This is a genomic window from Streptomyces sp. NPDC020192, from assembly GCF_044388685.1.
Taxonomy (GTDB): Bacteria; Actinomycetota; Actinomycetes; order Streptomycetales; family Streptomycetaceae; genus Streptomyces.
This window is the reverse complement of sequence record NZ_JBIRXG010000009.1, coordinates 293,312-312,821: the sequence shown is the minus strand read 5'-3', so window position 1 is coordinate 312,821 and position 19,510 is coordinate 293,312. Positions and strand designations below refer to the sequence as shown.

The window sequence follows — 19,510 nt, the reverse complement described above, 5'->3', positions numbered from 1 at the left end:
TGCCGCCGACTGCCACGCCCCTGGCCGCACAGCCTCCGATCGCCATGCCTGGCCACCACGCCTCCGGCCGCGGTGCCTCCCGGTTCGCCGGGGCTCCGGCTTCCGGCCGCCATTGTTCTCGGGCGCCGCGGCCCCTCCCAGCGGCCGTACCGGGTGATGGGCAGGTTTGTTCCACCCTCCCGCCCTCGCGTTCCAAGGACAGCCCGCCCAGGCCCCGAAACGGATCTGCAGATCCCCGTCCGCGCGCTGCAAGCCATCCCCTCCCAAAAACCCACCCCTAACTGCTCGAAGGGCTCGGGGTGTCGCTGGTGGACGGGGTCGGGGTCGGGGTTGGTGAAGGTGGTGGGGTGGGGGATGTGGGAGTGGGGGTTGGGGTGGTCGGGGGTGGCGGGGTTGGGGGGGTGCTGGGGGGTGTGGGGGGCGGGGTTGGGGGGGTGGACGGTGGTGGTGTCGGGGCCGTGCCGTAGCCGTTGATCGTGACCACCGTGCCCGCCGGGGAGATCGCCAGCTGGGCGTGCCAGTGGCCGGAGGGCTCGCGGAGGTGGTCGACGTAGACCTTGATCGTCAACGTTTCGCCGGAGTTGAGGGTTCCCGAGGACTGGCTCAGGTAGAGCCAGGTCGCCGTCGTGGAGGCCGACCAGCGGACCGGGGCGGGGCCCGAGGCGGTGAGGGTGATCAGTGTGGTGTCGCCGTCGTTCGCGGCGGTCACGTCCAGTTGTCCGGCGTCCTTTTTTCCCGCCCCGGCGACGCTGACCACCTCCACGGAGACGTCCGCCTTGCCGTTTCTGCCGATGTGGGCGCCGGGCTTCACGCGCGCGTTGCCCGCGTTCTCGTAGCCGCCGGCCTGGTCGTCGGCCAGCGCGTCGGGGCCCTTCGCCTCGCGCGCGGTGGGCGAGCGGCCGTCCCCCTCCGCCGTGGGGGCGCCCCGGTAGGCGGCCCACAGGGCCAGGACGGGGGCGGCCACCACCGTGGCGACGACCGTCGTCGTCACCGCACGCGCGCGGAGACGGTCGCGGCGGGCCGCGCGGTCCTTGGGGTCCATCGGGAAGCCGCGCCGGTCGAAGCGGGGTACGGCGGCGCCTCGCGCGCGTGGATGGTGGGCCAGGGCCATGTGCAGGGCCGCGCGCGGGGCCTCGAGGACGGGCAGCTCCGCCGGGGTGACCGTGGCACCGGGCCAGCGGCCGGGAACGGCGCGCTCGGCGATGCGCCGACAGCGCGGGCAGTCGTCGACGTGCCGGACCAGTTCCCGGCGCAGCGCAGTGCTCAGGACCAGCCTGCTGTCGCCCGTGAGGTGGGCCACGCTCGGACAGCCGCCGGTCTCGACCACGGCGAGGGCCGCACGCGTGCGCTCGACCTCGCAGGCGGCGGAGGCGAGCAGTTCGCGCGCGGCGGCGGGCGCCATGCCGAGGACGGCGGCGACCTCGTGGGCGGCGAGGTGGTGGCGGACGGCGAGTTCCAGCGCCTCGCGCTGCTCCGGGGTCGTACCGGCCGCCTCCGGCCAGGCCAGCAGGGCGAGTTCGCGGCGCCGCTGCTCCTGGACCTCGGGGGCGGCCTCCGTCCCGGCCGTCCTCGCATCGCCCCTCCCGACCACCGCCCCGTCGGCTGCGCCCGCGGCCGTCCGGGCCGCCCTCGCCGGTGCCGGGCGGCCGGCCGCATGCGTGGCCTGACGTTTCTGCTTGGCCTCGGCCAGCCCGCGCAGGCACGCCCAGCGGGCCAGGGCGTACAGCCAGGCCCTGCGGTCGGCGGCGGCCTCCGGGACGCGGTGCGCGCGTCGCTCGGCCAGGGCGAGGACGTCGCCGAGGGCGGCGGTGGCCGCGTCGTGGTCGCACAGCACCGACAGGCAGTAGGTGAACAGTCCGTCCAGATACGGCTCGTAGCGCGCCGGTGGCCGGTGGGCGAGGGTGCGCGAGGCGGCGCGGTCACGCCCCTCGCACTGCTCGCGCCCCTCCCGCGTCGCCTCGCGCGCCTCGCGTGCTTCGCGCGCCGGGCGGTGCGCCCGGTGCGCGCCGGTGGTGCGGGTCGTGGTCTGCGGACTGCTGCTCATCACCCGTGCGACCGTAGGCGGCGCCGGAGTGCCCGTTCTGGCACCTTGAGCACTTTTAATCCGTACGGGTGAAACGATCCCTCATAAGGGGACAGGAATCCTTTGTTCCGCGGCCGGATTCCGACGGGTGATGGCCGATACCGGATCACCCACACGCGGGCGCCCGTCCGGTTGTCAGTGCCGCGGGCTACGGTTTCCGCATGGCTGCCCGTACCAAGACCACCAAGGACCGCCCGTCCTACCGCTGCACCGAGTGCGGCTGGCAGACGGCCAAGTGGCTCGGCCGCTGCCCCGAGTGCCAGGCCTGGGGCACGGTCGAGGAGTACGGCGCGCCCGCGGTCCGTACGACGACACCCGGCCGGGTCACCACCTCCGCGCTGCCCATCGGCCAGGTCGACGGCCGCCGGGCCACCGCCCGCACGACCGGCGTGCCGGAGCTGGACCGGGTGCTCGGCGGCGGTCTCGTACCCGGCGCGGTCGTGCTGCTCGCGGGCGAGCCCGGCGTCGGCAAGTCCACCCTGCTGCTGGACGTGGCCGCCAAGTCCGCGAGCGCCGAGCACCGCACGCTCTACGTCACCGGCGAGGAGTCGGCGAGCCAGGTGCGGCTGCGCGCGGACCGCATCGGCGCCCTCCACGACGAGCTGTATCTGGCCGCCGAGACCGACCTGTCCGCCGTCCTCGGCCACCTGGACGAGGTCAAGCCGTCGCTGCTGATCCTGGACTCGGTGCAGACGGTCGCCTCCCCGGAGATCGACGGCGCCCCCGGCGGCATGGCCCAGGTGCGGGAGGTCGCCGGGGCCCTCATCCGCGCCTCCAAGGAGCGCGGCATGTCCACCCTCCTCGTGGGCCACGTCACCAAGGACGGCGCGATCGCGGGCCCCCGCCTCCTCGAACACCTCGTGGACGTCGTCCTGCACTTCGAGGGCGACCGGCACGCGCGCCTGCGCCTGGTGCGCGGCGTGAAGAACCGCTACGGCGCCACGGACGAGGTCGGCTGCTTCGAGCTGCACGACGAGGGCATCACGGGCCTCGCCGACCCCAGCGGCCTCTTCCTGACGCGGCGGGACGAGCCGGTGCCGGGCACGTGCCTGACCGTCACCCTGGAGGGCCGCCGCCCGCTGGTGGCCGAGGTGCAGGCGCTGACCGTCGACTCCCAGATCCCCTCCCCGCGCCGGACGACCTCGGGTCTGGAGACGTCCCGGGTGTCGATGATGCTGGCGGTGCTGGAGCAGCGCGGCCGGATCAGTGCGCTCGGCAAGCGGGACATCTACTCGGCGACGGTCGGCGGCGTGAAGCTGTCCGAGCCGGCCGCCGACCTGGCGATCGCCCTCGCCCTCGCCTCGGCCGCCAGCGACACCCCGCTGCCGAAGAATCTCGTGGCCATCGGCGAAGTGGGCCTCGCGGGCGAGGTCAGACGGGTCACGGGCGTGCAGCGCAGGCTCACCGAGGCGCACCGGCTGGGCTTCACCCACGCGCTCGTGCCGACCGATCCGGGCAAGGTGCCGCCCGGTATGAAGGTCCTGGAAGTCGCGGACATGGGGGACGCGCTGCGGGTCCTGCCGCGCTCCCGTCGCCGAGAGGCCCCACGGGAGGCGGAGGAGCGCCGGTAGACTTTGCCCAGGTCTCGCCCGTCCGTACGAACCGCGTGCGGGAGCGGGGGCGCGTCAGAACCTGCGACCGGAGGAGTGCAGTGGCAGCCAACGACCGGGCAGCGGCTCCCGGAAAGATCGGTGGGAGTGCCGGTTCCGATGGCCTGATGCGCGCCTCGCTGAGCGCCGTGGCTCCTGGTACGGCTCTGCGTGACGGCCTCGAGCGCGTGCTGCGCGGCAACACCGGCGGGCTGATCGTCCTCGGCTCGGACAAGTCCGTCGAGTCGATGTGCACGGGCGGTTTCGTCCTGGATGTCGAGTTCACGGCGACGCGGCTGCGAGAGCTGTGCAAACTCGACGGCGGCATCGTGCTGTCGTCCGATCTGTCGAAGATCCTGCGAGCTGGTGTGCAGTTCGTGCCGGACGCGACGATCCCGACGGAGGAGACAGGCACACGGCACCGTACGGCGGACCGGATCTCCAAGCAGGTCGGCTTCCCCGTGGTCTCCGTCTCGCAGTCGATGCGGCTGATCGCCCTCTACGTCGACGGTCAGCGCCGCGTGCTGGAGGACTCGGCCGCGATCCTGTCCCGCGCGAACCAGGCGCTGGCCACGCTGGAGCGGTACAAGCTCCGGCTGGACGAGGTGGCGGGCACGCTGTCGGCGCTGGAGATCGAGGACCTGGTGACGGTCCGGGACGTGTCCGCCGTCGCCCAGCGGTTGGAGATGGTCCGCCGCATTGCCACCGAAATCGCCGAATACGTGGTCGAACTGGGCACGGACGGTCGTCTTCTCGCGCTCCAGCTGGAGGAGTTGATCGCGGGCGTCGAGCCGGACCGTGAGCTGGTCGTACGGGACTACGTCCCCGAGCCGACGGCCAAGCGCTCCCGCACGGTCGAGGAGGCCCTGTCCGAGCTGGACGCGCTGACACATGCGGAGCTCCTCGAACTCGGCACGGTGGCCCGGGCGCTGGGCTACACCGGGTCCCCCGAGACGCTGGACTCCGCGGTGTCCCCGCGGGGCTTCCGGCTCCTGGCCAAGGTCCCGCGGCTGCCGGGCGCGATCATCGACCGGCTGGTGGAGCACTTCGGGGGCCTGCAGAAGCTGCTCGCCGCCAGCGTGGATGACCTGCAGACCGTGGACGGCGTGGGCGAGGCCCGGGCGCGGAGCGTGCGGGAGGGTCTGTCCCGGCTGGCCGAGTCCTCGATTCTCGAGCGGTACGTGTAGCGCCCCCGAGCAGCTGCCAGGCGCTCCTAGTCCGCCGACAGCACGAACGAAGCCTGCACCTTCCCGAACCCCGGCGTCCGCGCCTCCAGCAGATACGTGTCCGCCTTCGCCGAACCCCCGGAGGGCGTCGCGCACTGCGGAGCGCTCGGCTTGCGGTCCCACTTCACCGTGTACGTGATGCTCTGGCCCGCCGGCACCCGGAAGACAAGGTTCGCCGTGCCCTGGGGGCAGTCGGACGACGTCCAGTAGGCGCCATGACCGGCCGTCGGCGTGATGGTCAACACCGCGTTCTTCGGGCCGAGATCGATCTTGCAGTCGGCGGACGAGCTGTTCTTCGCGGTGAGTTCGAAGGTCGGCGTCTGGTCCGGCGAGTACGTGTTGTACAGGCTCTTCAGGTTCAACTCCACGGCGGAGGACGTGCAGTTGGGCAGCGGGGAGGAGGCCGGGAGCGCGTCACCCGCCACGACCGTACCGGCGCCCGCCGCACCCGAGGACGAGCCGTCACCGGACCCCGGGGAGCCGGAGGAACCCGAGTCACCGGAGGAGCCGGCGGAATCCGAGGATCCGGAGCCACTGCCTCCGGATCCCCCGCCGCTCGACTCGTCGCGCCCGCCCGGGTGTTGGCTGATCGCGGGTCCGGACGAGGACGGCCCCGGTGTGATGGTGTGTGCGGGATTCTTGCCGTTGGACGCGTCGGTGTTCTTCTTGCCGCTCCCACCGCCGGCGGTGACGATCCAGATGATCAGCAGCGCCAACACGCCGACCACGGACAGCAGTACGGCCCTCCTTCGCCAGTAGATGGAGGAGGGAAGCGGCCCGACCGGATTGCGCAGAGATCCCACGGCCCAAACTGTACGAGAGATCGGCGCGCTGTCTTGCGTCACCCGCCGCGCGAGCGCCAACTTTTCCGGATCATCATTCCGGTAACTGCCGCGACCCCCACGGTTCTTCACCCTTCGCCACGCTCGGTGACCGCGCCGTCACCCGCCCCGCCCGGCCAGGCGTGGCAGGATCGGAAGGCCATGACTGAGAAGCTGCACACCCCCGTGATCGCCTGGTTCGACGCCCATGCCCGCGACCTCCCCTGGCGCCGCCCGGAGGCGGGCCCCTGGGGTGTGATGGTCAGCGAGTTCATGCTCCAGCAGACCCCGGTCAACCGGGTGCTGCCGGTCTACGAGGAGTGGCTGGCCCGCTGGCCCCGTCCGGCCGACCTCGCGAAGGAGGCGCCCGGAGAGGCGGTGCGCGCCTGGGGGCGGCTCGGTTATCCGCGCCGGGCGCTCCGGCTGCACGGTGCCGCGGCCGCCATAACGGAACGGCACGGGGGGGACGTACCGACGGAGCACGCGCAGCTGCTGGCGTTGCCCGGGATCGGCGAGTACACGGCCGCGGCCGTCGCCTCCTTCGCGTACGGGCAGCGGCACGCGGTGCTGGACACGAATGTGCGGCGGGTCTTCGCGCGGGCGGTGGCGGGGGTGCAGTACCCGCCGAACGCGACGACGGCCGCCGAGCGCAGGCTCGCCCGTGAGCTGCTGCCGGAGGACGAGAAGACCGCGGCGCGCTGGGCGGCCGCCTCGATGGAGCTGGGCGCGCTGGTGTGCACGGCGAAGAACGAGGCGTGCGGGCGGTGTCCGATCGCCGCGCAGTGCGCCTGGCGGCTGGCCGGCAAGCCGGAGCACGAGGGGCCGCCGCGGCGCGGGCAGACGTACGCCGGCACCGACCGTCAGGTCCGCGGCAAGCTGCTCGCCGTCCTGCGCGAGGCGCACGCGCCGGTGCCGCAGGCGGTGCTGGACCGGGTGTGGCACGAGCCGGTGCAGCGGGCCCGCGCGCTCGACGGGCTCGTCACGGACGGTCTGGTGGAGCCACTGGCGGGCGGCCTGTATCGGCTGCCGCTGAGCTGACGCACAGCCAAGTCACAGCGGCGGGGGCTTCGTTACGAAGCATCTCGGCCGACATAGCACCCCATAAAGGGGCATAACGGTCAACCCCCTTACCCCGAACCCCCTTCCGTTACACAACCGACGGATAGCCGATTGCTAGCCGAAGGCTGGCCCGCACAGCGCCGTGACAACCACTGCCTAACTTCGTACCTGTGCCCGGCGGACCACCGGACACGACGAAGCAGAAGCGACGCAGGACTTCAGGCACGGGGCCTGGGTGAACGGGGAACGGAGGCGGTTGATCATGGCGCAGGGCGAGGTGCTCGAATTCGAGGAGTACGTCCGCTCCCGGCAGGACGCGCTGCTGCGCAGCGCTCGCCGGCTGGTACCGGACCCGGTCGACGCCCAGGACCTGCTGCAGACGGCGCTCGTGCGGACGTACGGCCGCTGGGAGGGCATCGCCGACAAGCGGCTCGCCGACGCCTACCTCCGCCGTGTCATGATCAACACTCGGACCGAGTGGTGGCGGGCCCGCAAGCTGGAGGAGGTCCCGACCGAGCAGCTGCCGGACGCCTCCGTGGACGACTCCACCGAGCAGCACGCCGACCGGGCGCTGCTGATGGACATCATGAAGGTACTCGCGCCGAAACAGCGCAGTGTTGTAGTACTGCGACACTGGGAGCAGATGTCCACGGAGGAGACGGCCGCCGCCCTCGGCATGTCGGCCGGTACGGTCAAGAGCACGCTGCACCGGGCGCTCGCCCGGCTCCGCGAGGAGCTGGAGGCGCGCGATCTGGACGCACGCGCGCTGGAGCGTGAGGAGCGGGAGCGTTGCGCGGCCTGACAGAGGCCGGGTCCGACGGGGCCCCAGGCGGTACACAGGCGGTGATCACGGCGTCAGCCGTGCTCGCCGCCCTCGCCCTTTTGGTCGCCGCCTGCGGCACGGGGGGCACGGGCGCCCGGGACGAGGGCCCGGCTCATGCCTCGGCGGTCGCGGGAGCCGTCACCTCCCCCTCGCCGAGCCCGTCCGGCGGCTACCGGCGGGTGGACGCGGTCGCGCTGATCAGGAACGACCCGGCGGTGTCACCGACGGTGAAGCGCGAGCTGAAGCCGTGCAGCGGCGACGAGTACCAGGTCGACGTCTCCTACGGCCATCTGACCGGCGGATCCGTCAACGACGTCGTCGTCAACGTGCTGACCTGCGGCGACCTGGTGGGCGTCGGCTCGTACGTGTACCGGGATGTCGGCGGCACGTACCAGAATGTCTTCAAGGCGGAGGAGTCGCCGGTCTACGCGGAGATCGACGGCTCCGACCTGACCGTGACCAAGCAGGTGTACGACACGGACGACCCGGTGTCGAACCCGTCCCGGGAGACCGTGATCACGTACAGGTGGAAGGCGGGCCGGTTCGTCCAGACGAACAGCCACGAGACCGACTACAGCAAGGCCGACGGCAACACGACACCCGCGCCCGACAACTGACCGACCGCCGCGCACCACCGACCACCACCGCCGACCGACCCCTGACCGACCACGAGGACTGAAAGCACCGGGATGGCAGACCAGACCCACGTCCTGTTCGTCGAGGACGACGACGTCATCCGCGAGGCCACCCAGCTCGCCCTGGAGCGGGACGGCTTCGCGGTCACCGCCATGCCCGACGGACTCTCCGGCCTGGAGGCGTTCCGGGCGAACCGCCCCGACATCGCGCTGCTGGACGTCATGGTCCCGGGCCTGGACGGGGTCAGTCTGTGCCGCCGCATCCGGGACGAGTCGACCGTGCCGGTGATCATGCTGTCCGCGCGCGCCGACTCCATCGACGTCGTCCTCGGCCTGGAGGCGGGCGCCGACGACTATGTGACCAAGCCGTTCGACGGGGCCGTGCTGGTCGCCCGGATCCGGGCGGTGCTGCGCCGCTTCGGGCACGCCGGCGGCGGCGCGCACGCCGAGCAGGCCTCGGACGAGGTGACCGGCGGCCTGCTCACCTTCGGCGACCTGGAGATCGACACCGAGGGCATGGAGGTGCGCCGGTCCGGACAGCCGGTGGCACTGACGCCCACCGAGATGCGGCTGCTGCTGGAGTTCTCCTCCGCGCCGGGCACCGTGCTCTCCCGCGACAAGCTGCTGGAGCGCGTGTGGGACTACGGCTGGGGCGGGGACACCCGGGTCGTCGACGTGCATGTGCAGCGGCTGCGCCAGAAGATCGGCCAGGACCGGATCGAGACGGTCCGCGGCTTCGGCTACAAGCTGAAGGCCTGAGCGGGGCGCGGATGAGGCGGTTCCTTCGGCGGCCGATGCTGCTCATGGAGCAGGCGAACCTGCGCACCGGGCTCAGATGGAAGCTGAGCGCGGCGATCGCGCTGGTGGCCGGGCTCGTGGCGATCGTGCTGAGCCTGGTCGTGCACAGCGCGGCCCGGGTCTCGATGCTGGACAACGCGCGCGAACTGGCCAACGACCGCGTCCAGATCGCCGAGCGCAACTACGAGCTGAGCCGGCGCCCGAACTTTCCCAACGTCAAGGTCGACGACCCGGAACTCCCGCGGGCGCTGCGCGAGAAGGTCGAGGACGGCCGCATGGCCAGCGACGTCTCCGAGCGCGGCGGGATGGCGGACATCTGGGCGGCCCTGCCGGCCAAGGACGGGCATGTGCTGTCGTACCACAGTCATCTGCCGGACCGTTCGGTCGACATGATGAAGGACCTCGACCAGGCGCTGATCATCGGCTCGGTCGCGGTCGTGCTCGGCGGCAGCGCGCTCGGCGTGCTCATCGGCGGTCAGCTGTCCCGGCGGCTGCGCAAGGCGGCCGCGGCCGCGAACCAGGTCGCCAAGGGCGAGACCGACGTCCGGGTGCGCGAGGCCATCGGCGGGGTCGTGCGGGACGAGACCGACGATCTCGCGCGCGCGGTGGACGCCATGGCGGACGCGCTGCGGCAGCGCCTGGAGGCCGAGCGCCGGGTCACCGCCGACATCGCCCACGAACTGCGCACCCCGGTGACGGGCCTGCTCACGGCCGCCGAACTGCTCCCGCCGGGCCGGCTGACGGAACTGGTCCTGGACCGGGCGAAGGCGATGCGCACGCTGGTCGAGGACGTCCTGGAGGTGGCCCGTCTCGACGGCGCCTCGGAGCGGGCGGAACTGCAGGACATCATGCTCGGCGAGTTCGTCGCCCGGCGCGTGGCGGCCAAGGACCCGGACATCGCCGTACGGGTGGTGCACGAGTCTGAGGTCACCACCGACCCGCGCCGCCTGGAGCGGGTCCTGTTCAACCTGCTGGCGAACGCCGCCCGGCACGGCCGCCCGCCGATCGAGGTGACCGTCGAGGGCCGGGTCATCCGGATAAGGGACCACGGCCCCGGCTTCCCCGAGGAACTCCTCGAGGAGGGCCCGAGCCGCTTCCGCACCGGCAGCAAGGACCGCGCCGGCCAGGGCCACGGTCTGGGCCTCACCATCGCGGCCGGCCAGGCCCGCGTCCTCGGCGCCCGCCTGACCTTCCGCAACGTCCGCCCGCCCGGCACCCCCGCCCACATCCCGGCGGAGGGCGCGGTGGCGGTGCTGTGGCTGCCTGAGCATGCGCCGACGGCGACGGGGAGTTATCCGACGCTGCCGCTCGGCACGGCCTGACTTCGCTCAGCGAAGCAGGTCGTCGGCGAACCGCACCGCGGTGACCGCGTCCAACGGCGCATGCCCCAGCAGGAACCGGTACCAGAAGAACCCGTAGAACTGGTCCACCAGCAGATCGACATCCCGGTCGGCGTCCAACTCCCCCCGCTCACGGCCCCGTTCGAGCACCGCTCGTACCTCATCCCGCCGCGCCCGCGTGTACGTCCGCATCAGCTCGGCCAGATGTGCGTCCCGTGCCGTCTCCCGGACGAGGGTCCGCAGGGCCGAGCCCGTCGGCCGGCGCTGGGCCGCCTCGTACGTGGCCGCGGCCAGCGCGCGCAAGTCCTCGCGCAGGCTCCCGGTGTCCGGCGTCGGCATGTCCTGGGCCGCGCGGTCGGTGAGCGCGTCCAGCAGGACGGCACCTTTCGACGGCCACCAGCGATAGAGAGTCTGTTTTCCCACTCCGGCCGCGCGCGCGATGGTCTCCACGCTCACCGGGGCGCCGTCGGCGTCGGCGAGCAGTTCCAGCGCGGCATCGAGGATCGCCCGCCGCGCGGCCTCGTTACGGCGCCGTCCGGTGTGCGGGCGGGGTTCGTTGCTGTCGTGCACGGGCTCATCCTCTCCGACTCCGTACTCAGCAGGCTTGACGAGACTATCGGTCTCGGTAAAACTTTAACGAGACCGACGTTCTTGGCAAAGGGCCGGAACCCGGTGAACCTCGGGAGAGAGCCACTCATGAGCACTCCGAACAGCAGCCCCGCCCACCGCCTCGCCGGACAGCGCGTCGTCGTCATGGGCGGCAGCTCCGGCATCGGCGAGGCGGCTGCCGCGGCCTTCGCGGCGGACGGCGCGGAGGTGGTCATCACCGGCCGCACCCAGGACCGCCTCGACGCCGCGGCGGACCGCATCGGCGGCAAGGTCACGGCGTACCAGCTGGACGCGACGGACCGCGCCGCGCTGGACGCCTTCTTCGCCGGCCACGGCCCCGTCGACCACCTGGTCCTCGCGCTCAGCGGCAGCAAGGGCGGCGGCCCGTTCGCCGAGCTGGACCTGACCGAGCTGGCGGCCGGCTTCGACGGCAAGTTCTGGCCGCATGTCCAGGCACTGCAGGCCGCGCTGCCCGCCCTGCGCCGGGACGGCTCGGTGACCCTGGTGACCGCCGCCTCCGCCCGCGCCGCCCTGCCCGGCACCGCGGGCCTCGCCGCGATCAACGGGGCCCTGGAGTCCCTGGTCCCGCCGCTCGCCGTGGAGCTGGCCCCGCTCAGGATCAACGCGGTCTCGCCGGGCGTCGTCGACACGCCCTGGTGGGACGCCGTACCGGCCGAGCAGCGCCGGTCCCTCTTCGACGGCTTCGCCGCGATCACCCCCGTGGGCCGTGTCGGTCGCCCCGAGGACATCGCCCACACCATCCACCTGCTCGCCACCAACGGCTTCGTGACCGGCGTGGTCCTGGAGGCGACGGGCGGGGCGACGCTGGCGGCGGGCCGCTGAGCCCTGCGGGGCCTAGGCCCAGTCCCGCTCCAGGTCCAGCCCGCCCTCGCGCCGCTGGGTGAAGGAGAACCAGTTGCCGGAGTCGTCCCGGAACAGCGCCTCGGTGCCGTAGGGACGCTCCTGCGGTTCCTGGAGGAACTGCACCCCGCGGTCCTTGAGCTTCTTGTAGTCCCCGTGGATGTCGTCGGTGGCCAGGACGCCCGCGCCGAGGGCTCCCTTCGCGATGAGCTTGCGCATCATCTCGGCGGACTCGGGGTCCATGGCGGGCGGTCCGGGCACCATGAGCGTCAACTCGACGTCCGGCTGGTCCGGGGCGCCCACGGTGATCCAGCGCATGCCGCCCTCCCCCATGGTCATGTCCGTACGGACCTCCAGGCCCAGCTTCTCGGTGTAGAACTCCCGGGCCCGGTCCTGGTCGAGGACCCAGATGGTGGTGATGGCGAGTCCCTTGATCATCTTTCTGCTCTCCTGTCGGCGGATCACCCGGCGGATCGTTCGCCGGATTCCGTTTCGCCACCGTAGGCAGAGCCGGGCTCGACCCGCTTCTCCGATCTTGCGGCATGGAAACCGCCGGCCCAGAACATGGCGTAGCAGCCGGGTATCAGGGAGGCCCCGCGGCCCACGTGCCGGGCGCGGTACTCGCTCGGGGTGAGTCCCGTACGGGCCTTGAAGCGGGCGGAGAACGTGCCGAGGCTGCTGAAGCCGACGAGGGTGCAGATCTCGGTCACCGTGAGGTCGGCACAGCGCAGCATCTCCTCGGCCCGCTCGATCCGCCGGTGGGTCAGATACTGGCCCGGCGTCTCGCCGTAGGCGTCCTTGAAGGCGCGCAGGAAGTGATACCGCGAGTACCCGGCACACGCGGCCACCGCATCCAGATCGAGCCCGGGGTCGGCCCAGTCCCGGTCCATGGCGTCCTTGGCGAGACGCATGCGGTGCAGTTTGTCCATGTCGTCGATGGTGACACGGGGCGCTGACAGTCGACTTTTGACCCACGACGGCCGCAACCATCAATTGAGGAACCACGACGGCGATCAACCACGTCCGCGAGAGCGGTGCCGGTTCAGGCGCAAAAAGGCGAAGACCCCCCGGGGCGGACACCAACCGGGGGATCTTCAGTACAGGTGAGGCTCAGACGGCCTCGACCATCGGCACCGGAGCGGCATCCTCACTCTTCGGCGAAGGCCCGGCGCCGGCGCCCCGCAGCGGAACCTCCTTCACGAACACCGCCGCGACCAGCACGAGCACCGCGATCCCCGCCCCCAGCAGGAACGCCGAGTGCGTACCGGCGGACACCGCGTGCTGGTAGGCCTCCCGGATCACCGGCGGCAGCTTCTTCAGGCTCTTCGCGTCCAGCGCCGCGCTCTTCTCGGTCATGTGCTTGCCGGCCGCCCCGGCCCGCTCGGCCATGACGTGCTTGACGCGGTCGTTGAACAGCGCGCCCATGATGGCGACGCCGAAGGAGGAGCCGAGCGTACGGAACAGGGTGGCGGACGAGGACGCGACGCCCATGTCCTTCATCTCCACGCTGTTCTGCGCGACCAGCATGGTGATCTGCATCAGGCAGCCCATGCCCAGGCCGAGGACGGCCATGTAGATGCCGGAGGTCAGCCGGGTCGTACCGGTGTCCATGGTGGACAGCAGGTACATGCCGACGATCAGCAGGGCGCCGCCGATGACCGGGAAGACCTTGTAGCGGCCGCTGTTGGTGGTGACGCGGCCCGCGACCATCGAGGTCACCAGCATCGCGCTGAGCATCGGCAGGAGCAGCAGACCGGAGTTGGTCGCGGAGGCGCCCTGCACCGACTGCTGGTACAGCGGCAGGTAAAGGGTCGCGCCGAACATCACGAAGCCGGTGATGAAGCCGATGCAGGCCATCAGGGTGAAGTTGCGGCTCCGGAAGATGTGCAGCGGCAGGACCGGCTCGGCGGCCTTGGTCTGCCAGAACACGAACCCGACCAGCGAGGCCACGCCGATACCGATCAGCTCCATGATCCGCGCGGAGGTCCAGGCGTACTCGCTGCCGCCCCAGGTGGTGACCAGCACGATCGAGGTGATGCCGACGGTCAGCAGGACGACGCCGAGGTAGTCGATGCCGGCCTTGGCCCGCTTCTTCGGCAGGTGCAGCACGGCGCTGACCAGCGCGAGGGCGACGACGCCGAGCGGCAGGTTGATGTAGAAGGCCCAGCGCCAGCCCCAGTTGTCGGTGATGGTGCCGCCGACCAGCGGACCGCCGATCATCGCCAGCGCCATGACGCCGGCCATCATGCCCTGGTACTTGCCCCGCTCCCGCGGCGGGACCAGGTCGCCGATGATCGCCATGACGCCGACCATCAGACCGCCGGCGCCGAGCCCCTGAACGGCCCGGAAACCGATCAGCTGGCCCATGTTCTGGGCCATGCCGCTGAGGGCGGAGCCGATCAGGAAGATCACGATCGAGGTGAGGAAGGAGCCCTTGCGGCCGTACATGTCACCGATCTTGCCCCAGACCGGGGTGGAGGCCGCGGTGGCCAGGGTGTAGCCGGTGACCACCCAGGACAAATGCTCCAGGCCGCCCAGTTCGCCCACGATCGTCGGCATCGCCGTACCCACGATCATGTTGTCGAGCATCGCGAGCATCATCGCGATCATCAGCGCGAGCACGACGACCCGCACGCTTTTTGACTGTTTGCCCTCGGTTTCGGGCTGTATGCCCGTGGTGGCGCTTTCTACGGTGTCCGCCATCTTTCTTTCCATTCCCCCTGCGGCTCCTACTTACTTGCCGCCCGGCTAGTTGTCTACACTGGGAAGGTAGACCTGTTACTAGCCGGGCGTCAAGTAAGTTTCCGTGGGCGCAGGAGGAGTACGAGGATGGGCGTCACCATGGACGGCACCAAGCAGCAGCGCCGCGGCAACACCCGCCAGCGCATCCAGGACGTGGCCCTCGAACTCTTCGCGGAGCAGGGCTACGAGAAGACCTCACTGCGCGAGATCGCCGAGCGTCTCGACGTCACGAAGGCGGCCCTGTACTACCACTTCAAGACGAAGGAAGAGATCATCGTCAGCCTCTTCGAGGGCCTGACGAAGCCGCTCGAGGACCTGATCGAGTGGGGGCGGCGGCAGCCGCACACGCTCGAGACGAAGCAGGAGATCGTACGGCGCTACAGCGCGGCCCTCGCCGGCGCGGAGCCGCTGTTCCGCTTCATGCAGGAGAACCAGGCGACGGTACGGGAACTGCGCATCGGAGACACCTTCAAGGACCGGATGCGGGGCCTTCGGGACATCCTCATCGACCCGGAATCCGACCTGGTCGACCAGGTGCGCTCGGTCAGCGCGATGTTCACGATGCACGCCGGGATGTTCGTGATGCAGGATCTGGAGGACGACCCCGAGAAGCGGCGCGAGGCCGCACTCGAGGTCGCCCTGGACCTGATCACGCAGGCGCACGAGCGCGCCCGACGGAAGAGCTAGCTCAGAGGGTGACGCCCTTGCCGCGCAGGAAGGTGACCGGGTCGACGGCGGAGCCGTGGTGCGGGGTCGTGCGGATCTCGAAGTGCAGGTGCGGCCCGGTGAAGTTGCCGGTGGAGCCGGACAGGGCGATGCGCTGGCCGGTCGCGACGATCTGGCCGGCCTTGACGTCGATCCGGGACAGGTGTGCGTACTGCGAGTAGGTGCCGTTGCCGTGCTTGATCACGACGGCGTTGCCGTACGCGTGGCCGTCGCCGGCGCCGTTCGGGCCGGCCTTGACGACGGTGCCGCCGTGCGCGGCGACGACCTCGGTGCCGGTCGGCACGGCGAAGTCCTGCCCACTGTGCTTGGCCTGCCACAGGGCGCCGGACTGCATGAAGGTGGCCGACAGGCTGTACTTCTTCACCGGGTCGACCCAGGCGGCCGCGGACGGCGCGGCGGCGCTCGCGACCCCGGTCCCCACGACGGCCGTAGCCCCGACCGCGGCGGCCAGGACGGCCATGCGGGTGCGGAGGGAGGACGTACGGGAAGAACGGGACGTGGCGCGCTGGAACATCGAAACCTCGTGGGGTCGGGGACAGAACCGCCACCCGGCGAACAGGCGTCCCGGAAATCCCGGGCGTCCCGCCGAGCGGCCATCCCTTGGTACCCCAGCACCCCATCCGCCCCAAAACGCCCTGTCTACGCCGACTGATAGTAGATGAGCCCATTTAATCGCCTTTGGACTCTCTTTTGCCCTGCTTTACCTGGCAAGCGGATCCCACTATTCGGGCCAGTAGGGGACATATCGCCTGTGCGGCATATCATCGGCGATCCAAATCGGCGATCACGGAAATGTGACGCACACCTCTGGCCACCTACCGTTCGGTAACCCTACGGTTCCCCTCGCGCCACCCTCACCACAGATCATGCACCTGCCATCTCCGGCACGCGTACGGACGTGAGAGGACCCCCACCGATGACCAGACGCCCCTGGGCGCTCCGTATATCCGCCACCGCCGTCTCCGTGGCCGCCCTGGCCGCCATGGCCGCCCCGGCCCAGGCCGCCGACGACACGGCGACCACGAGCACCTCCGCCACGAAGGTGGACTACGCGACCTGGCAGAAGGACTGCCAGGCGGTGATGGACCAGGCCCTGCCGTACCTGAAGCAGCGCATCGCCGACGCCGAGCCGGGCGAGAAGCAGGCGATCGTCTTCGACATCGACAACACCACGCTGGAGACCGACTTCGGCTTCAGCTACCCCCAGCCGGCCAACAAGCCCGTCCTGAACGTCGCGCAGTACGCCCAGGAGCACGGCGTCTCGCTCTTCTTCGTCACGGCCCGCCCCGGCATCCTCTACCTGCCCACCGAGTACAACCTCGAGCACGACGGCTACGACGTCTCCGGCCTCTACGCCCGCGGCCTGTTCGACCTCTTCAAGGACGTCGCCGCCTACAAGACGGCCCAGCGGATCGACATCGAGAACAAGGGCTACGACATCATCGCGAACATCGGCAACAGCGCCACCGACCTGTCCGGCGGCCACGCCGACAAGACGTTCAAACTGCCGGACTACAACGGACAGTTGTCGTAACCGTACGCAGGCATGACGAAGGGGCCGGTGCTCGAAAGCACCGGCCCCTTCTGGCGTCGCCGTGAGGCTTACGCCTCCTTGCTCAGGTTGGGACCGGCCCCACCCGCGGCCTGCTCGATCGGCGGGACGTCCGGCAGAGCCGACTTCTCCTCACCGCGGAAGGTGAAGGTCTGGGACTCGCCCTCGCCCTCGGTGTCCACGACCACGATGTGACCGGGGCGCAGCTCGCCGAAGAGGATCTTCTCCGACAGCGAGTCCTCGATCTCGCGCTGGATCGTGCGACGCAGCGGACGCGCGCCCAGCACCGGGTCGTAACCCTTCTTGGACAGCAGCTCCTTGGCGGACTGGGAGAGCTCGATGCCCATGTCCCGGTCCTTCAGGCGCTCGTCCACCTTGCCGATCATCAGGTCGACGATCCGCAGGATGTCCTCCTGCGTCAGCTGCGGGAAGACGACCACGTCGTCGACGCGGTTGAGGAACTCGGGGCGGAAGTGCTGCTTGAGCTCGTCCGAGACCTTGTTCTTCATGCGCTCGTAGTTCGACTTCGTGTCACCCGTGGCCGCGAAGCCCAGGTTGAAGCCCTTGGAGATGTCCCGGGTGCCGAGGTTGGTCGTCATGATGATGACCGTGTTCTTGAAGTCCACGACCCGGCCCTGAGAGTCGGTCAGACGACCGTCCTCCAGGATCTGCAGCAGCGAGTTGAAGATGTCCGGGTGGGCCTTCTCGACCTCGTCGAAGAGGACGACGGAGAACGGCTTGCGGCGGACCTTCTCGGTCAGCTGGCCGCCCTCTTCGTAACCCACGTATCCGGGCGGGGAACCGAAGAGACGCGACACCGTGTGCTTCTCGCTGAACTCCGACATGTCGAGGGAGATCAGCGCGTCCTCGTCACCGAAGAGGAACTCGGCGAGCGCCTTGGACAGCTCGGTCTTACCGACACCGGACGGGCCGGCGAAGATGAACGAACCACCCGGACGCTTCGGGTCCTTCAGGCCCGCACGCGTACGACGGATCGCCTTCGACAGCGCCTTGACGGCGTCGTTCTGGCCGATGACCCGCTTGTGCAGCTCCTCCTCCATGCGGAGCAGGCGGCTGGACTCCTCCTCGGTCAGCTTGAAGACCGGGATGCCGGTGGCCGTGGCGAGGACCTCGGCGATCAGCTCGCCGTCGACCTCGGCGACGACGTCCATGTCGCCGGCCTTCCACTCCTTCTCCCGCTTGGCCTTGGCGGCCAGCAGCTGCTTCTCCTTGTCACGGAGAGAGGCGGCCTTCTCGAAGTCCTGCGAGTCGATCGCGGACTCCTTGTCCCGGCGGACGGCGGCGATCTTCTCGTCGAACTCGCGCAGGTCCGGCGGAGCGGTCATCCGGCGGATGCGCATCCGGGAACCGGCCTCGTCGATCAGGTCGATCGCCTTGTCCGGCAGGAAGCGGTCCGAGATGTAGCGGTCGGCCAGGGTGGCCGCCTGGACCAGGGCCTCGTCCGTGATGGAGACGCGGTGGTGGGCCTCGTAACGGTCGCGCAGACCCTTGAGGATCTCGATCGTGTGCGGCAGGGACGGCTCGGCGACCTGGATGGGCTGGAAGCGGCGCTCCAGGGCCGCGTCCTTCTCCAGGTGCTTGCGGTACTCGTCCAGCGTGGTCGCACCGATGGTCTGCAGCTCACCGCGGGCCAGCATCGGCTTCAGGATGGAAGCGGCGTCGATGGCGCCCTCGGCGGCACCCGCACCGACCAGCGTGTGCAGCTCGTCGATGAACAGGATGATGTCGCCGCGGGTGCGGATCTCCTTGAGCACCTTCTTCAGGCGCTCCTCGAAGTCACCGCGGTAGCGGGAGCCGGCGACCAGGGCGCCGAGGTCCAGCGTGTAGAGGTGCTTGTCCTTGAGCGTCTCGGGCACCTCGCCCTTGACGATGGCCTGGGCGAGGCCCTCGACGACGGCGGTCTTGCCGACGCCGGGCTCACCGATCAGGACCGGGTTGTTCTTCGTACGGCGGGACAGCACCTGCATGACCCGCTCGATCTCCTTCTCGCGCCCGATGACCGGGTCGAGCTTGGACTCACGAGCGGCCTGGGTGAGGTTCCGGCCGAACTGGTCGAGGACCAGGGACGTCGAGGGGGTGCCCTCGGCAGGCCCGCCGGCGGCGGCGGTCTCCTTGCCCTGGTAACCGGAGAGCAGCTGGATGACCTGCTGCCGCACCCGGTTGAGGTCTGCGCCCAGCTTGACCAGGACCTGGGCGGCGACGCCCTCGCCCTCACGGATCAGGCCGAGCAGGATGTGCTCCGTGCCGATGTAGTTGTGGCCCAGCTGAAGAGCCTCACGGAGCGACAGCTCCAGGACCTTCTTGGCACGGGGGGTGAAGGGGATGTGACCGGACGGAGCCTGCTGGCCCTGACCGATGATCTCCTCCACCTGCTGGCGGACCGCCTCAAGCGAAATGCCGAGGCTCTCCAGGGCCTTAGCGGCGACACCTTCGCCCTCGTGGATGAGACCCAGGAGGATGTGCTCGGTGCCGATGTAGTTGTGGTTGAGCATCCGGGCTTCTTCCTGAGCCAGGACGACAACCCGCCGCGCGCGGTCGGTGAACCTCTCGAACATCGTTAATCGCTCCTCAGAGCGGTCAGGCAGTGGGGGGAACTTCCCCTCCCTGTCCTTCCGCAGCTTAGTC

Annotated in this window: 18 protein-coding genes; 10 read left to right on the top strand and 8 right to left on the bottom strand. The window is 70.4% G+C overall.

The genetic code is table 11. From position 1 onward, the window contains the following. Window positions 1-277 precede the first annotated feature (277 nt). Entirely contained in the window at window positions 278-2,047 is a 1,770-nt protein-coding gene (locus tag ACH47Z_RS20080; protein ID WP_399075341.1) for a hypothetical protein, read from the bottom strand. A gap of 197 nt (window positions 2,048-2,244) precedes the next feature. Here ACH47Z_RS20080 and radA point away from each other — a divergent pair, with 197 nt between their 5' ends. Together radA and disA are read left to right on the top strand one after the other, a co-directional pair. Then, complete coding sequence (gene radA, locus ACH47Z_RS20075; protein ID WP_399075339.1) at window positions 2,245-3,654, top strand: DNA repair protein RadA; 1,410 nt, start codon at window positions 2,245-2,247, stop codon at window positions 3,652-3,654. Between the two features lie 80 nt (window positions 3,655-3,734). Next, window positions 3,735-4,859 (top strand): DNA integrity scanning diadenylate cyclase DisA, encoded by a 1,125-nt coding sequence (gene disA / locus ACH47Z_RS20070; protein ID WP_399075337.1) that lies wholly within the window; start codon window positions 3,735-3,737, stop codon window positions 4,857-4,859. A gap of 26 nt (window positions 4,860-4,885) precedes the next feature. On the opposite strand, the gene ACH47Z_RS20065 is transcribed toward disA, so the two are convergent. Next, entirely contained in the window at window positions 4,886-5,701 is an 816-nt protein-coding gene (locus ACH47Z_RS20065; RefSeq protein WP_399075335.1) for a hypothetical protein, read from the bottom strand. Window positions 5,702-5,881: 180 nt separating this feature from the next. Between ACH47Z_RS20065 and ACH47Z_RS20060 the strand changes: the two genes are divergently transcribed. The 5 genes from ACH47Z_RS20060 (at window position 5,882) to cseC (ending at window position 10,356) form a co-directional block, all read left to right on the top strand. Continuing rightward, window positions 5,882-6,757 (top strand): A/G-specific adenine glycosylase, encoded by an 876-nt coding sequence (locus ACH47Z_RS20060; protein WP_399075333.1) that lies wholly within the window; start codon window positions 5,882-5,884, stop codon window positions 6,755-6,757. A 283-nt stretch (window positions 6,758-7,040) separates the two neighbouring features. Continuing rightward, window positions 7,041-7,580 carry a SigE family RNA polymerase sigma factor gene (locus tag ACH47Z_RS20055; RefSeq protein ID WP_067052719.1) on the top strand — a complete coding sequence of 180 codons (540 nt, stop codon included), beginning with the start codon at window positions 7,041-7,043 and terminating at the stop codon, window positions 7,578-7,580. A gap of 41 nt (window positions 7,581-7,621) precedes the next feature. Continuing rightward, window positions 7,622-8,218, top strand: coding sequence for a hypothetical protein (locus ACH47Z_RS20050; RefSeq protein WP_399075331.1), 597 nt, complete (start codon window positions 7,622-7,624; stop codon window positions 8,216-8,218). 72 nt (window positions 8,219-8,290) lie between these two features. Continuing rightward, window positions 8,291-8,995 carry a two-component system response regulator CseB gene (cseB, locus tag ACH47Z_RS20045; protein ID WP_399075329.1) on the top strand — a complete coding sequence of 235 codons (705 nt, stop codon included), beginning with the start codon at window positions 8,291-8,293 and terminating at the stop codon, window positions 8,993-8,995. Window positions 8,996-9,006: 11 nt separating this feature from the next. Then, the gene (cseC, locus tag ACH47Z_RS20040) at window positions 9,007-10,356 is read left to right on the top strand and encodes a two-component system sensor histidine kinase CseC (RefSeq protein WP_399075327.1); all 1,350 of its coding nucleotides are present in this window, start codon (window positions 9,007-9,009) and stop codon (window positions 10,354-10,356) included. Between the two features lie 6 nt (window positions 10,357-10,362). Here cseC and ACH47Z_RS20035 read toward each other — a convergent pair whose 3' ends face one another. Further along, window positions 10,363-10,944, bottom strand: a complete 582-nt coding sequence (locus ACH47Z_RS20035; RefSeq protein ID WP_399075325.1) for a TetR/AcrR family transcriptional regulator — start codon at window positions 10,942-10,944, stop codon at window positions 10,363-10,365. Window positions 10,945-11,070: 126 nt separating this feature from the next. Between ACH47Z_RS20035 and ACH47Z_RS20030 the strand changes: the two genes are divergently transcribed. Further along, window positions 11,071-11,826, top strand: coding sequence for an SDR family oxidoreductase (locus ACH47Z_RS20030; protein WP_399075323.1), 756 nt, complete (start codon window positions 11,071-11,073; stop codon window positions 11,824-11,826). A 12-nt stretch (window positions 11,827-11,838) separates the two neighbouring features. Here ACH47Z_RS20030 and ACH47Z_RS20025 read toward each other — a convergent pair whose 3' ends face one another. The 3 genes from ACH47Z_RS20025 to ACH47Z_RS20015 all read right to left on the bottom strand — a co-directional run bounded on the left by ACH47Z_RS20025 (window position 11,839) and on the right by ACH47Z_RS20015 (window position 14,547). After that, window positions 11,839-12,282, bottom strand: coding sequence for a VOC family protein (locus ACH47Z_RS20025; protein WP_399075321.1), 444 nt, complete (start codon window positions 12,280-12,282; stop codon window positions 11,839-11,841). A gap of 23 nt (window positions 12,283-12,305) precedes the next feature. Further along, window positions 12,306-12,773 carry a helix-turn-helix transcriptional regulator gene (locus ACH47Z_RS20020; protein WP_399075319.1) on the bottom strand — a complete coding sequence of 156 codons (468 nt, stop codon included), beginning with the start codon at window positions 12,771-12,773 and terminating at the stop codon, window positions 12,306-12,308. A gap of 181 nt (window positions 12,774-12,954) precedes the next feature. Continuing rightward, window positions 12,955-14,547 carry an MDR family MFS transporter gene (locus tag ACH47Z_RS20015; RefSeq protein ID WP_399075317.1) on the bottom strand — a complete coding sequence of 531 codons (1,593 nt, stop codon included), beginning with the start codon at window positions 14,545-14,547 and terminating at the stop codon, window positions 12,955-12,957. 126 nt (window positions 14,548-14,673) lie between these two features. On the opposite strand from ACH47Z_RS20015, the gene ACH47Z_RS20010 reads away from it, so the two are divergent. After that, on the top strand, window positions 14,674-15,273 hold the full coding sequence (locus ACH47Z_RS20010; protein WP_399075315.1) for a TetR/AcrR family transcriptional regulator: 600 nt from the start codon (window positions 14,674-14,676) through the stop codon (window positions 15,271-15,273). Between the two features lies 1 nt (window position 15,274). Here ACH47Z_RS20010 and ACH47Z_RS20005 read toward each other — a convergent pair whose 3' ends face one another. After that, window positions 15,275-15,826 carry a M23 family metallopeptidase gene (locus ACH47Z_RS20005; protein ID WP_399075313.1) on the bottom strand — a complete coding sequence of 184 codons (552 nt, stop codon included), beginning with the start codon at window positions 15,824-15,826 and terminating at the stop codon, window positions 15,275-15,277. Between the two features lie 402 nt (window positions 15,827-16,228). Here ACH47Z_RS20005 and ACH47Z_RS20000 point away from each other — a divergent pair, with 402 nt between their 5' ends. Further along, on the top strand, window positions 16,229-16,846 hold the full coding sequence (locus ACH47Z_RS20000) for an HAD family acid phosphatase (protein WP_399075311.1): 618 nt from the start codon (window positions 16,229-16,231) through the stop codon (window positions 16,844-16,846). Between the two features lie 68 nt (window positions 16,847-16,914). Here the strand turns inward: ACH47Z_RS20000 and ACH47Z_RS19995 are convergent, their stop codons facing one another. Continuing rightward, window positions 16,915-19,440 (bottom strand): ATP-dependent Clp protease ATP-binding subunit, encoded by a 2,526-nt coding sequence (locus ACH47Z_RS19995; protein WP_225097193.1) that lies wholly within the window; start codon window positions 19,438-19,440, stop codon window positions 16,915-16,917. Window positions 19,441-19,510 lie beyond the last annotated feature (70 nt).